This is a genomic window from Psychromarinibacter sp. S121 (assembly GCF_049801035.1).
GTDB lineage: Bacteria > Pseudomonadota > Alphaproteobacteria > Rhodobacterales > Rhodobacteraceae > Psychromarinibacter.
The window spans coordinates 1-12629 of record NZ_JBNAGE010000010.1 but is presented as its reverse complement, the minus strand read 5'-3'; the positions used below and the strand labels follow the sequence as shown (position 1 = coordinate 12629).

The following is a 12629-nucleotide window of genomic DNA, read 5'->3' as shown; positions in this document are numbered from 1 at the left end:
CGGACCCGGCATGTCGGACGAAGGGGAAATCCCGATCACCCGCGCGAAGGCGCTGGAGGCCTACGGGCTCAGCCTGCCGTCGCTGGACCTGCTGAAGGGCGAACTGGTCTACGAGGAGCCGGTCGCGCTGAAGGTGACGATCATGGGCCGGTGCCGCATCGGCGCCTATACCTACACCGGCGGCAACGGCATGATCCGCAACACGCGGATCGGCCGGTTCTGTTCCATCGGGCAGCGGCTGGAGATCGGTCACACCCAGCACCCGACCGACTGGGTCACCTCGCACCCGATGGCCTATGACGGGTCCAGCCGGTTCGGCTTTCATCCCCCCTACCGCGAGATCGTGTCGAACAACCGCTGGCGGTCGGACCGGATTCAGGGGCTGCGGGTGACCATCGGGCACGACGTGTGGATCGGCGACCGGGTGTCGGTGACCGATACGCTTGAGGTCGGCAGCGGCGCGGTGCTGGCGCTTGGCGCGCTGCTGAACCGGTCGGTGCCGGACTACGAGATCTGGGGCGGGCTGCCCGCGCGGCGGCTGTCGGCGCGGTTCCGCAAGATCGCCGGGGACGACCCGGCAGAGGCCGCCCGGCTTGCGGCGGCGATGCGGCGCACCGAATGGTGGACGCGCTGCCCGGTCGAGATGCGGCGGCAAGAGGCCCCGCTGACCGATCCGAAGGCGTTTATCGCCTGGTTCGAGACGCATGGCGCCGCGTTGCCCGCGTTCCGGCCGCGCACCTGGCGCCTGGCCCGGTCGGGCGAGGCGGCGACCCTGACCGAGGTGACGGCCTAGGCTTTCCCGGCGCTAGTCCTCTGCCGCCGCCAGATAGGCGGTGCAGGCGCCGTGCAGGTGGTAGAAGGTCGAGGACGGCATGTCCGTGGACAGCAGCCGCCCGTCCAGCCCGCGCTTGTCGTACCAGCCGCCGGGGACCTGCGTTTCGAGATATTCCGCGAACATCGGGGCCAGCACCGCGTCGGGGTGCAGAAGCTCGGGCTTGCCCTGCCGGCGGCGGGCGAGACAGGCTTTCAGCAGTTCGGTCTGCGGCCATGTGCGGCGGCTGTCCGAGGCGGGCAGCAGGCTGTCGGGCAGCAGACCCGCGCCGTCGCGGGCCGCGATGGCGGCGCCGAACATCGCGTCAGCGTCGATGCCAGCTTCGGCGCCAGCCCCCTGCCCCGTTGCCAGTTCGTAGCGGTCCAGCAGCCAGACCCATTCCGCCATGTGGCCCGGCTCGACCGCCTGCCCTTCCGTGACCGGGGTCCAGTCCCTGGTGTAGAACTCCAGCACCCGGCCGTCGGGCTGCAGGAAGACCTCGGCGAACAGGCCAAGGCATTCGTCGGCCACCGCGCGCCAGTCGGGATCGCCGGTGACGCGGAACAGCTCGGTCGCGGCCTCGAACAGGTGCATGTGCGGGTTCTGCCGGCGCGGCAGGCTGTGGGCCGCGTCCTCGTACCAGCCACGCGGCGCTTTCAGCTGATTCAGGGACTGTTTCAGCCGCGAAAGCGCGTCCGAGGTATCGATCCCCGCCTCTGTCAGCGCGGCGGCGGCCAGCAGCATGAAGGCAAGATCGTAAAGGTCGTGCGGCGCGTTCAGGATATCGCCGGCGGGGGACAGGCGCGCGGCGAGATGGCCGGTGTCCGGGTCGAAACCGCGGGTCATCGCGAAACCGAACAGGTCGCGCGCAAGGGCAAGGTAATCCCCCTGCCCCGCCATGTGGGCCGAGGCGAAGACGAAGGCCTGCCGGGGCATCACCCGAAGCCGCTTGTCGCGGGACCGCTGCGGGGTGCCGTCATGCTCCAGCGCTTCCCACGCGCCGGCGCCCGACGGGTCGATGCCGGCGGTGGACCACAAGGGCAGGGCGTGATCACAAAGCCAGGTGCGGACACGGTCCGCGTGAACGAGAGGCGTCTGGGTCATCGCGGCAGGTCTCCGGTCAGGGTGCGCTGCCAGCGGCGCAGGCGGCGCAGGATCTTCAGCAGGCCGATCGGATAGGCGCCGGCCCAGCCGGCCCAGTCCTCGATCTGCTCTTTCGGCTCCACGACGATCCGCGCGCCCTCGCGTTCCGGCGCCAGGTCGACGAGGTCGTTCAGCGCGGGCACGTCGGCGGCGCGCCACAGGGTCAGGCCGGGCCGCTCGGCCAGCCAGCCGATCAGGGCGCGGTCGAAGTCGGGATGGTGCAGCCGCAGGTCCCAGGCCCGCTGGCCAAGGTCGTCGCCCAGCAGGTCGCGCTGATGGCGGCCGGGGGTGTAAACATAGCGGTTTTCCGTTGAATAGAGATCGATTCCGGCAAGGACGATCCGCCGCGCGCCCATCGCATGCGCCAGCAGCAGCGCCTGCACCCCGCTGGACGGCTTCACGCCGTAGCGGTCGGTCAGCAGGGCGATCCGGGCCTCGGTTTCGGCGTCGGCGGGGCGCATCGGGCGGTAGGGCAGCGGCCCGAGGTGGCGCCGCGCGATCCGCGTCACCCGGCCGCCGGGGGCGGACCATGCGCGCAGGTCGTACTGGGCGCGCGCCTTCTTCAGCGTGGCGCACAGGAAGGGCACCACGCGCGGGTCGCCCGAGACATAGGCCACGTCCACCCGGCGGCCGAGGTGAAAGCGGTCCTCGAAGAAGAAGTTGTTGACCCGGATGATGCGGTCCGTGGCCAGCACCCGGCCCGGGTCGATGGCGGCAAGCGACGGTCCGCTGCCGGCAACTACCGTGACGGGCACGGTAGCGGGGGCGTCGCCGGTCATTCCCGATCCGTTTCCGAACGCGCGGGGGCGCCGGTTTCGGCGCCATGCACCTCGAGCAGGCGCTCGGCCATCGACCGCAGCGCGCCCTTGCCGCCGGGCAGCGGCAGGATCCAGTCGGCCACCGCCTGAATCGCGGGCTGGGCGTCGGACGGGCACGCGGCCAGCCCCGCCACCGCCATCACCGGCGCGTCGTTCAGGTCGTTGCCGACATACAGCACCTCGGTCTCTGACAGGCCCTTCTTGGCGCACCACTGGGCCAGCGCGGTGGCCTTGTCCTCGACCGCGCCGAAGGCTTCGATCTTCAGCTTGCGCGCCCGCGCCAGCACCACCGGGTTGGTCTCTTTCGACAGGATCATCAGCGTCAGGCCGGTGCGCTTGCGCAGCATCTCCAGCCCCAGCCCGTCGCCGCGCGAGGTGCGCACGCTTTCGGTGCCTTCCTGGTTGGTGTGCACCAGGTCGTCGGTGTGGACCCCGTCGAAATCCATCACCACCGCGCGGATCCCCTTCAGACGGTCCGCGTCGATGCCGCCGGTGCCGCGCTGCACCGCGACGGCGGTGGCCAGCGCAAGGTCGTCGGTGCTGTCGATCTCGAACGGCGGGTGGTCGACCTCGCACATCGCGACCGAGCCGCAGAAACGGCGGCCGACCCGTTCGAAAGCGTCGGTGTTCACGGTGTAGATCGCGCCGGATTCGCGGAACACGGGCTCAAGGTCCTGCCGCCGCTGGCGCTGCTGCGTCTCGTCGTGGTTGGTGCCGCGCGCGAAGCCGTTTTCGTCTCTGCGCCAGAGGAATCCGTGGTCCGGCACCACCGACAGCGCGCAGTCCGCGCCCCGGTCGGCCTGCGCGTACAGCACCGCCTCGATGTCGCCGGCGGTGGTGAAGGGCGAGGTGCATTGCAACAGCACCAGCCGCGCCAGCCCGGGGTGCCGTTTGCGGATCTCGTCCATCGCGTGCAGCCAGCCGGCCTCGGAGGTGGCGGTGTCGCCGGAAATCTCGGCGGGGCGGTCGATCACGTCCGCGCCGTGCAGCCGCGCCTCGGCGGCAATGGCGGCGTCGTCGGTCGAGACCCAGACGCCCGCGTCGACCGAGACCGCGGCCCGCGCCGCGCGCACCGAGCGGCCGACCAGCGACACGCCTCCGACCTTGCGCAGGTTCTTGCCCGGCACCCCTTTGGAGCCGCCGCGTGCGAGGATGACTGCCGCCGTGGAACCCGTGCTCATGCGCCCTGCCCGTCCTTTTGCCTTTTCGGTACGGGATACGGGAATTTACGAGCGTTGGGAACCCGTTGCCCTTTCAACGCGGGGGCCGGATGGGGTAAGTGGACGGGACCCGCATCCATCGCCGGAACCGCCATGAGCCTCGTCCGAAAATTCGCCAAGACCCCCGCCGGGCTGTGGCTGTACCGCCTGAGCAACCGGCCGCTGGTCGCCCCCGTGCTGCAGCCGGCGCGGCGGATGGTGAAGGAGGCCGAGACCTCGGTCCGCCGCCGCAACCCGGCGCACCGGGCGCACGATCAGGCGGCCGAGGCGGCGCTGGCGGCCTTCGAGCGGGAGACCGGCCGATGATCCCCGCGATCACCGGCTCTGCCACCGCCGCCTCTGGCGCGCGGGCGCGGATCCTGCTGCCCTTCGTCGACGATTCCACCCTGTTCTTCGTGCAGCGGATGCGCGCGGTGCTGGCGGACCGGGGGCACGAGCTGGTCACCGGCTGGGTGACCAACGATTCCGACCTGTCCTATCGCCAGATGACCGCGGTGCTGCCGAACGGGCCGGACGTGCTGCTGCACACCGACGCCTTCCGGCAGGCGGCGCCGCTGGCCGAGTTCGACGCGATCGTCACCTCGCGCATGTTCGCGGCGCTGCGCGACATGAGCCGGATGCCCCATGTCCGCTATGGCGCGAACCGCCCGGCGGTGATCGCCTTCCAGGGCGGGCTGGAGTTCGACCCCGAGCGGGGGTTCGCAAACCGCCATGCCGCCGACGCGGTGTTCGTCGTGCCGAAGGGCGACATCGGCCGTTACCGCAAACATGCCGAGACCGCCGACACCGGGCCGCAGTACCTTGGCTTCGGCCATCCGACCTTTCTGGCGCCGGGGGCGCCGCCCGCCGATCTGGCCGAGCGGCGCGACGTGTATTTCTTCGCGCAGGCGATCTCGCCGCCGACGAAACGCGCCCGGCTGCACCTGCTGCGGATGCTGGCCGCCATCGCGCGGGCCGATCCGGACCGCACCGTCTGGCTGAAGCTGCGCCACCTGCCGCACGAGAACACCGGCCACCTGCATCGCGAGGAATACCCCTATCCGGCCCTGATGAAAGAGATGGGCGACCTGCCGGGGAACCTGAAGCTGACCGCCGACCCGATGGACGCGGTGCTGACCCGCGCGGCGGTGGGGATCACCTGCACCTCGACCGCCGCGGTCGATCTTGTGCGCGCGGGGGTGCCGGCGCTGGTGTATCTCGATTACGTCGAAAGCTACCTTGATCCGCTGGTGCCGCCGATGCGGCGGCTGTTCGGCGAAAGCGGGCTGGTCGCCGACACGGCCGAGGTGCTGCGGCTGCAGGCGAAAACGCCCGATCCGGCCTGGACAGAGACGCTTTTCTGCCCCGCCGAACGGCTGGCCGAGCAGGTGGAAGAGGCGATCGGCGCATTCCGCGCCCGTCCCGTCGCGGTGGGGCGGATGATCCCGCCGCCGGACCAGGTGCAGGCGAAGGGGTAAGGCTCAGGCGGCCTGTTCGCCGTCCATGTTGCCCTCGTGCACGGCGATCGCCCGTTCGACATCGTCGTACCAGGTCATCTCGCCCCGCTCGAGCACCACGGCGGCGTCGCACAGCTGCTTGATCTGCCCCATCGAGTGCGACACCACGATGGCGCTGCTGTCGGCCATCCGCGCCTTGAACACCTCGGCGCTGCGTTCGCGGAACGCCTTGTCGCCCACCGCCGTCACCTCGTCCACGAGGTAGGTGTCGAACTGGATTCCCATCGAGGCGCCGAAGGTCAGCCGCGATTTCATCCCCGAGGAATAGCTGCGCACCGGCATGTGGAAATGCGCGCCCAGCTCGGCGAACTCGGCGACGAAGTTCAGCAGCTCGGTGGTGTCGACCCCGTAGACCCGGGCGATGAAGCGGATGTTCTGCGCCCCGGTCATGTTCTTGTTGAAGCTGCCGCCGAAGCCCACCGGCCACGAGATCGTGCCGTCCGAGATCACCCGCCCGCCGGTGGGTTCCACCGCGCCGGCGATGATCTGCAGCAGCGTCGACTTGCCCGCGCCGTTGCGGCCCAGAAGCGCCACCGACCGGCCCGTCGGCAGGGTCAGGTTCACGTCCCGGAACAGCTGTTTATAGCCGCGCCGGGTCCGGAACCCCATCGACAGGTTCTCCAGCCGGATCATCGCGTTATTGCCATCGTGTCACTGGCATCACATCATTGGCGGTCGCGCAGCGAGTAGTAGACCAGCACCATCACGGCCCAGGCCAGCAGCGCGAAGGCGGCGACCAGCGCCAGCACGATCTCGCGCTGGGGGTACTGCGACCGCTCGGCCAGCGTCGGCCGGACATAGGGCGCAAGATAGCGGCTTTGGCGTTCCGCCTCGGCGCGGGCGCCGGAATAGGCGGACAGGGCCGAGGTATAGGCCTGTTCGGCGAATTCGCGTTCCACCGCCAGCCGTTCGAACTCGGCCACCAGCGAGGCATAGTCCTGTCCCTCGCCGTCGATCGCGCCGTCGCCCGAGAACTTGGCGCGTTCCTCCTCGATGCGGCGGCGGATGATGTCGATCTTCAGCTCGGCCTGGGTGCGGCGCGGGTCGTTGACCGTCGAGGTCGAGTTCAGCATGTCCAGTTCGATCAGCGCCTGCGCCAGCTGCTGCTGCAGCGTGGTCAGAAGGCCCATCTGACCCTGCAGGTCGGCGCCGGGATCGACGATCCGGGTGCGCGACCGGAACGAGGTCAGTTCCTCGCGGGCGGTGCGCAGCTCGGACTTGGCCAGCTCCAGCTCCTCGCGGGCATAGCGCATCGCGTCCTCGCGGGCGACGGCGTTCAGCTCGTTGATCACCCGCGAGCTTTCTGCGAGGATCCGGTTGCCGATGTCCTGCGCCATCTGCGGATCGAAGGCCAGTACCTGCAGTTCGATCAGCCCGGTGCCCGGATCGTACGAGATCCGCACGGTGCGCCGCCAATAGGCCGTCAGGTCCTCGATGGTGCCGGCGGGATTGTAGGAAAACACCGGATCAGTGTCGAAATACTGGGAATAGTGACCTCGCAGGTCCAGTTCGGCGTCGATACTCTGGACCAGCTCGGGGCTTTGGATGAACTTGTACAGCACCTCGGTGTCCGAGGCGCCCGAACTGGACATGTTGCTGAGCCCGCCAAGGAAATCGACCGCCGAGGGCGCCTCTTCCTGGCGCACGGTGAAGCCCAGCTCCGAGGCATAGCGGTCCTCGGCGCGGTTCCACAGGTACCAGGCGGCGACGCCGACGGGCAGCGCCACGAACAGCAGGAAGGTCAGCAGGATCGCCCGGTGGCGGGCGCGCGGGCGCGCGGCCATCGCGGGGGGCGGCACCGGCCGCTTCGGGGTCATCTCGGCGTCGGGCTCGGCGACCCGGTCGGGCACCTTCGCCTTGCGGCGCTTGGCCGGCACTTTGTCGCCGTCGGTGCGGGCGGGCAGGTTCGCGTCGCGCCCGGGCTTCTTGCGGCGGGGCGCCTCGACGTCTTGTTCCGGCGCGTCTGCCCCGGGGGCGGCATTCGGACCGCCGGCGCGGCCCTGCACCACCGACAGGCCAGCTTTGCCCGGCCCCTTACCTGGGCCCTTGCCCGGCCCTTTTCCTGGCCCGGTTCCGGGGCCTTTTCCGGGACCCTTGGGTGCGGTCTGACCCTGTTCGGGGCCCGCATTAGAGCCTGTATTGGGTCCGCGCGCGGGGGCGGCGGCCGGATCGCGGGGGGGCGCCTTGGCCTTGGCCGGGGCGTCGGGCGCGCCCGCGGGCTTGGATCCAGTTTCGGGCTCGGCCGAGGGAGGACGGGCGGGGCGTGATACGTGGTCGGGCACGGTGCTCGGGTGTCTCCGGTTCTTGTTCTGTCGCCCCCGGTTCGTTTTCGCCGCGCCGGGTGCCAGTGACTGCGGGCACTGGTGTCTGCGGAATATCCCAATATAATCCGCGAACAACGATTTGCCTATGCATGGCACATCCCGGCCCCGGTTTCCAGCGATCCGCATGACTGACAGCTCCGCCTCGATGGCGCAGACCCTGCCCCCCAGCCCCCCGTCTGGCCCGCCGCCCGCGCTTCTGAAGGCGCGGCCGCAGCGCCGGTTCCAGAACCTGCGCACCATCACCGCGCTGGTCCTGCGCGAGATGGCCTCGACCTACGGCCGCTCGCCGGGCGGCTACATCTGGGCGATCCTCGAACCGCTGGGCATGATCCTCGTGCTGTCGCTGGCCTTCGGGCTGATGTTCCGCACACCGTCGCTGGGCACCGATTTCGTGCTGTTCTACGCCACCGGCTTCCTGCCGTACCGGATGTACACCGACTGCCAGCAGGTTACCTCGAACGCGCTGCGCTATTCGCGGGGGCTGCTGGTCTATCCGGCAGTGTCCTACATGGACGCGCTGCTGGCGCGGCTCATCCTGTCGGTGATGACGCAGCTGCTGGTCAGCTTCCTGATCCTGTCGGGGGTGATCTGGTTCCACGAGATCCGGCTGCTGCTGGACGTGGTGCCGGTGCTGACCGCTTTCGCGCTGGCCGCCTTCCTTGGCTTCGGGATCGGCACGCTGAACTGCCTGCTGTTCGAACTGTACCCGGTGTGGAAATCGGTCTGGGGCATGGTTACCCGGCCGCTGATGATCGTGTCGGCGGTGATCTACATCTACGAGGACCTGCCTGAATTCGCCCGCAACTTTTTGTGGTTCAACCCACTGGCGCATCTGACCGGCCTGTCGCGGACCGGGTTCTTTTCTTATTATCAGGCCACCTATGTCTCGATCCCCTATGTGCTTGCGATCGCGCTGGGGACCACCTTCTTCGGCCTGCTGCTACTGCGCAGATACCACCGCCGTTTGATGACCCTGTGACCCGCCGGGGCGGTCGATGGACTAGGGGCGGGCTTCTTGCTAGAGCCAACCGGGCCATAATCTGACCGGAGATCCCCCAGCATGCGAAGCAACACTGTCGAGGCGCGGAACCGTGAAACGCTGGAGCAGATCGAGAAGGCCGGGCTGACCGACGTCGCGCAGTTGCAAGACTGCCGCAAGCAGTATCCCTATCACGGCTTCATCGACATCCCACTGCCCGGCGGCGAGCCGGTCAGCCTGTTTTGCAACAACGACGACCTGACCGCGCTGGCCTATCTGTGGATCGACGGCTTTCAGGAAGAGCCCTTCAGCCTCGATCTTTGGATGAAGCTGTGCCGCAAGGCTTCGACGATCCTCGACATCGGCTCGCACGTGGGGCTGTTCTCGCTGGCCGCGGCGCGGGCCAACCCCAAGGCGCGGATCCGCGCTTTCGAGGCGGTCGACTTCATTTATGCCCGGCTGATGGTCAACATACAGGCCAACGGCATGAGCGCCGTCATCAAGGGCGAGAACGTCGGCGTGTCGGACCGCTCGGGCTGGAGCGTGATCAACCTGAACCTCGGGCCGCAGATGATGTCAAAGGGCGCTTCGCTGAAGGACAAGAAGCTGCAGAACCGCAAGCCGCGCAAGAAGTGGCTGCAGACCGAGATGATCGACACGCTGTGCGCCAAGGAAAAGGTCGACCTGATCAAGATCGACGTCGAGGGCCACGAGGCGCTGGCGTTGACCGGCGCGGCCGGGACGCTGGCGGCGACGAAACCCACGGTGCTGTGCGAGATCCTACGCCGCGACGTGGGCCGGGGGGAGGTCTTCGTGATCTTCGAGGACCTGGGCTATGACTGTCACCTGCTCCTCGAGGACGAGCAGAGAACCGTACCAGTGGCCGGCGCGGGTGAAGCGAACAATATCCGCAGCGCAGGCAATCGCAACTTCCTGTTCGTTCACCCCGACCGAAAGGCAGAGCTGTCGGCCATCCTGCCAGGCTGACCGCGCCCGGGCCGGAGCGGTCGCGGCTTAAGAAGGAAGGTACTACGCACGATGTCATCCGAACCTCCGACCACTGCCGGCCCTACCCCGGTGCGAGAGCGTCACTATCTGATGCTGCCGCAGCTGGGGCTTGCATACTGCCGGGTGCCCAAGGCGGCTAATTCCTCGGTCCGGTTCCTGCTGGCCAAGCGGTTCAGTATTACCCCGCCCGAGGCCGAACCCAACCTTGTGCCCAACAAGGACAGGTTCTGGGCCGCACAGCCACCCGGGACGGCGCAGTGCCTGACCCCTGTGGAGTTTGCCCTGCTGCAGGCGGGGCCCGACCGGCCTTGGTGCTTCAGCTTCGTCCGCAACCCGGTGGCGCGGCTGTATTCCGCGTGGAACAACAAGATCGTCGAGAACCGCCCGCTGTCGCCTCGCTTCAAGAAGATGGGGGTGACGCCGGGGATGGATTTTGCCAGTTTCGTCGACCGGGTGGCTGAGACCGTTGACGCCGATAGCAACATCCACGTGCGTTCGCAGACATCGATTCTAACGCTAGACGGCCAAGTGCTGCCGGATTTCGTTGGACGTGTCGAGACGATCGTACCCGACTGGAACCACATCCGCTATGAAATGCGGGTGCGGACCGGGCGGCGGGTGCCACCGCTGTGGCCCAAGAACGTGCGCGCCAAAGCGCAACCCGACATCGCCGACAGGCTGCCGCGCTCGGTGCTGGAGAAGATCATCCGGCGTTACCACGACGATTTCGCGCGCTTCTACCCGTACGAGCTGCGCCGACTTGCCTAGCGGCGTCAGAGAAACACGATGCTGCCTGCCAGCGCGCCGAACGAGGTAACGCGGCCCTACCGCAGACTGTCGCTGCCGCCGAAGTCCCGCTCGATCCCGCCGCCTTTGGCATTGGCGCGCCCGTTCACCATCTTCTGCGCCGACAGGGTGCTCTTCCATAGCGCGGGGCCAGCAATAGCTGGTCCTCGCCAGTGCACAAGATTGTAATCCGGTCGCCGTCGGCCCTAGCTCCGATCAGCGAGTCGCGCCCGACAGCGGACCCGCGAGCAGGTCGAACCGCGCCGGTCTCCCGAAGGCGTTTCTAGAAACAGCCGATTTTCCAGCACAGAACGAAAAGGACGGGAATTTTCTAAAATGCAACTTGGCACGGCCTTTCGGCGACGCCGTCGCACGCCCCTCAGAGCCGGGCCCTGATCGCCCTGCGGATCGAGCGCGGCACGGCTTTCTTCATCAGGTGCAGCATAGATGGGGCCACTGCGGCAGCTTTTAGTTTCTGCACTTCCGTTTCGAGTTCCGAGAGCCTCCGACGTAGCCCCTGCTCAATTTTGATCTGGCGCTGTTTATCCTGCTCGAAATCGTTCATCCGAGCGGCCCAAACCTGCGCGAAACGCTCGATCACATTATCGGCACGGACTTCCTTCCAAACTATCTTGTCGGGCAGCTGATCGAGGTCTGACACGTCGAACAACTCGGCGGTGTCAAAGTACGTCTCGGCGATCTTCTGGTTACTCTCGTTGAAATGCGCAAGGCAGTCCTGCGCCTCGGCGCGGGTGACCGGCATCCCGGAGCCAGGGAACAGGTCGCCGAGATACTCGCCAAACTTCCCGCGCATCGCGCCCTCGGGGTAGCGGCGGTTGAATTCTCTCAGAATGTGTAGGCTGATCTCGTCCGGAGACCGGTTAGAGCGCGGCGTTTCAAGGTCAAGCCCCTTAGTACGGGCGGCGATCCCCGAGACCTCAAGAAAATCTTTTACGCTGTCCCCGCCTACAAGCCTGTCTTTCTCGAAGATACGAAGATGGATATTTTCGGCGCCAAAGACTTCGGTCCAAAGCGCTAGCACTCGGGCATAGTCATGGGTAGCGTACTGCTTACTGCCTGGTTCAGGGAACACATTCTCACGAGTTTGGCCGTTCTTGAGGCTCGTCGAGTAGAGACTGCGCAGCGCCCTGTCCTGCCGGCGGATATACAGGAAGATTTCGGTTTTGTCGCAGAACTGGCCCACCAGCGCCTTCAGGGTCCCGACCTCGTCCACGTCGCGAAGCTCGAATAGGTCCTCGCAGCACATTACGATCCAATCGTCCGGACCCGCTCGCCGGATTGATCCTCCAAGCTCACGCTCGAACCGGGCGCGGAACTCCTGCAGACGCCCGGGGCTGTCCACGCCGAACCGTTCACGGTGGTGCGATCCGATCATGTCCTCGCCTTGAGCGTAGCACATCAACTTGAAATGGTTCCGCCCGAAGATCGGCCGAGGATACCACACCCCTTTCTTGCACAGGTCAGGCGCACGACGTGTCAGAATATCCTGCAGAGAAGATGTCCCGGTTTTCTGGGTGCCTATGTGTAGTTTGCATCGCATATGAGACCGATTATTTCCCACATCTAAGTTATGGCTTCATATTATTCAATAAATTAAGAATTTTAATATTTAAAGTATCGAATTTTAAAAATTTTTTTAAATTATTAGAATTCAGAATTCTAAGGGCTTTTTCTTTGCTCGAATTGCCGCACATTCCTATCCGGGCGTCAGTTCCTCACGGCCAACCGAGACATAGGCCTCGAACCCGGCGCGTTTCGCGTCGCGCAGGCTGTAGATGTTGCGCAGGTCGGCCATGCGGGGGGTGTCCATCTTCTTGGCCAGCCGCTTCAGGTCAAGGGCGCGGAATTCGTTCCACTCGGTCAGGATCACCACCGCGTCGGCGCCGCGCGCCGCCTTGTAGGGGTCTTCCTCCCATTGCACGCCCGGCAGCAGCGCCTCGCCCTCGCGCATGCCCTGCGGGTCGACCGCGCGCACCTTGGCGCCGCCGCCCACCAGCGCGGGCACGATGGTCAGCGAGGGCGC

13 protein-coding genes are annotated in these 12629 nt (G+C 67.0%); 6 read left to right on the top strand and 7 right to left on the bottom strand.

Annotation, left to right across the window (positions count from 1 at the left end):
* Nucleotides 1–10: 10 nt before the first annotated feature.
* The gene (locus tag ACP156_RS24605; RefSeq protein ID WP_425054000.1) at nucleotides 11–793 is read left to right on the top strand and encodes a hypothetical protein; all 783 of its coding nucleotides are present in this window, start codon (nucleotides 11–13) and stop codon (nucleotides 791–793) included.
* Between the two features lie 12 nt (nucleotides 794–805).
* Here ACP156_RS24605 and ACP156_RS24600 read toward each other — a convergent pair whose 3' ends face one another.
* The 3 genes from ACP156_RS24600 to ACP156_RS24590 are packed head-to-tail and all read right to left on the bottom strand — an operon-like array spanning nucleotide 806 to nucleotide 3953.
* Nucleotides 806–1915: an AGE family epimerase/isomerase gene (locus tag ACP156_RS24600; protein WP_425053999.1), complete on the bottom strand. Its 1110-nt coding sequence runs from the start codon at nucleotides 1913–1915 to the stop codon at nucleotides 806–808.
* Entirely contained in the window at nucleotides 1912–2733 is an 822-nt protein-coding gene (locus tag ACP156_RS24595) for an alpha-2,3-sialyltransferase (RefSeq protein WP_425053998.1), read from the bottom strand. Before ACP156_RS24595 ends, ACP156_RS24600 begins: the two co-directional genes overlap by 4 nt.
* Nucleotides 2730–3953, bottom strand: coding sequence for a cytidylyltransferase domain-containing protein (locus ACP156_RS24590; RefSeq protein WP_425053997.1), 1224 nt, complete (start codon nucleotides 3951–3953; stop codon nucleotides 2730–2732). Before ACP156_RS24590 ends, ACP156_RS24595 begins: the two co-directional genes overlap by 4 nt.
* Before the next feature lie 132 nt (nucleotides 3954–4085).
* Here ACP156_RS24590 and ACP156_RS24585 point away from each other — a divergent pair, with 132 nt between their 5' ends.
* Entirely contained in the window at nucleotides 4086–4298 is a 213-nt protein-coding gene (locus ACP156_RS24585) for a hypothetical protein (protein ID WP_425053996.1), read from the top strand.
* A complete protein-coding gene (locus tag ACP156_RS24580; RefSeq protein WP_425053995.1) occupies nucleotides 4295–5449 on the top strand; it encodes a DUF6716 putative glycosyltransferase in 1155 nt (384 codons plus the stop codon). Before ACP156_RS24585 ends, ACP156_RS24580 begins: the two co-directional genes overlap by 4 nt.
* Nucleotides 5450–5452: 3 nt before the next feature.
* On the opposite strand, the gene ACP156_RS24575 is transcribed toward ACP156_RS24580, so the two are convergent.
* Both ACP156_RS24575 and ACP156_RS24570 read right to left on the bottom strand, forming a co-directional pair.
* Nucleotides 5453–6121 (bottom strand): ABC transporter ATP-binding protein, encoded by a 669-nt coding sequence (locus ACP156_RS24575; RefSeq protein WP_425053994.1) that lies wholly within the window; start codon nucleotides 6119–6121, stop codon nucleotides 5453–5455.
* A 32-nt stretch (nucleotides 6122–6153) separates the two neighbouring features.
* A complete protein-coding gene (locus ACP156_RS24570) occupies nucleotides 6154–7494 on the bottom strand; it encodes a sugar transporter (RefSeq protein WP_425053993.1) in 1341 nt (446 codons plus the stop codon).
* Nucleotides 7495–7936: 442 nt separating this feature from the next.
* Here ACP156_RS24570 and ACP156_RS24565 point away from each other — a divergent pair, with 442 nt between their 5' ends.
* From ACP156_RS24565 to ACP156_RS24555, 3 genes are all read left to right on the top strand, one after another.
* A complete protein-coding gene (locus ACP156_RS24565) occupies nucleotides 7937–8791 on the top strand; it encodes an ABC transporter permease (protein ID WP_425053992.1) in 855 nt (284 codons plus the stop codon).
* A gap of 81 nt (nucleotides 8792–8872) precedes the next feature.
* Nucleotides 8873–9778: an FkbM family methyltransferase gene (locus ACP156_RS24560; RefSeq protein WP_425053991.1), complete on the top strand. Its 906-nt coding sequence runs from the start codon at nucleotides 8873–8875 to the stop codon at nucleotides 9776–9778.
* Nucleotides 9779–9889: 111 nt separating this feature from the next.
* Entirely contained in the window at nucleotides 9890–10567 is a 678-nt protein-coding gene (locus tag ACP156_RS24555) for a sulfotransferase family protein (protein WP_425053990.1), read from the top strand.
* 397 nt (nucleotides 10568–10964) lie between these two features.
* Here ACP156_RS24555 and ACP156_RS24550 read toward each other — a convergent pair whose 3' ends face one another.
* Both ACP156_RS24550 and ACP156_RS24545 read right to left on the bottom strand, forming a co-directional pair.
* Entirely contained in the window at nucleotides 10965–11981 is a 1017-nt protein-coding gene (locus tag ACP156_RS24550; RefSeq protein WP_425053989.1) for a hypothetical protein, read from the bottom strand.
* 321 nt (nucleotides 11982–12302) lie between these two features.
* The coding region (locus tag ACP156_RS24545; RefSeq protein ID WP_425053988.1) for a UDP binding domain-containing protein at nucleotides 12303–12629 on the bottom strand (327 nt) is incomplete at its 5' end.

Bases quoted from the DNA above. Each gene is read 5' to 3' on its own strand.
- ACP156_RS24605 (WP_425054000.1), top strand. From the start codon at position 11: ATGTCGGACGAAGGGGAAATCCCGATCACCCGCGCGAAGGCGCTGGAG.
- ACP156_RS24600 (WP_425053999.1), bottom strand. From the start codon at position 1,915: ATGACCCAGACGCCTCTCGTTCACGCGGACCGTGTCCGCACCTGGCTT.
- ACP156_RS24595 (WP_425053998.1), bottom strand. From the start codon at position 2,733: ATGACCGGCGACGCCCCCGCTACCGTGCCCGTCACGGTAGTTGCCGGC.
- ACP156_RS24590 (WP_425053997.1), bottom strand. From the start codon at position 3,953: ATGAGCACGGGTTCCACGGCGGCAGTCATCCTCGCACGCGGCGGCTCC.
- ACP156_RS24585 (WP_425053996.1), top strand. From the start codon at position 4,086: ATGAGCCTCGTCCGAAAATTCGCCAAGACCCCCGCCGGGCTGTGGCTG.
- ACP156_RS24580 (WP_425053995.1), top strand. From the start codon at position 4,295: ATGATCCCCGCGATCACCGGCTCTGCCACCGCCGCCTCTGGCGCGCGG.
- ACP156_RS24575 (WP_425053994.1), bottom strand. From the start codon at position 6,121: ATGATCCGGCTGGAGAACCTGTCGATGGGGTTCCGGACCCGGCGCGGC.
- ACP156_RS24565 (WP_425053992.1), top strand. From the start codon at position 7,937: ATGACTGACAGCTCCGCCTCGATGGCGCAGACCCTGCCCCCCAGCCCC.
- ACP156_RS24560 (WP_425053991.1), top strand. From the start codon at position 8,873: ATGCGAAGCAACACTGTCGAGGCGCGGAACCGTGAAACGCTGGAGCAG.
- ACP156_RS24555 (WP_425053990.1), top strand. From the start codon at position 9,890: ATGCTGCCGCAGCTGGGGCTTGCATACTGCCGGGTGCCCAAGGCGGCT.
- ACP156_RS24550 (WP_425053989.1), bottom strand. From the start codon at position 11,981: ATGATCGGATCGCACCACCGTGAACGGTTCGGCGTGGACAGCCCCGGG.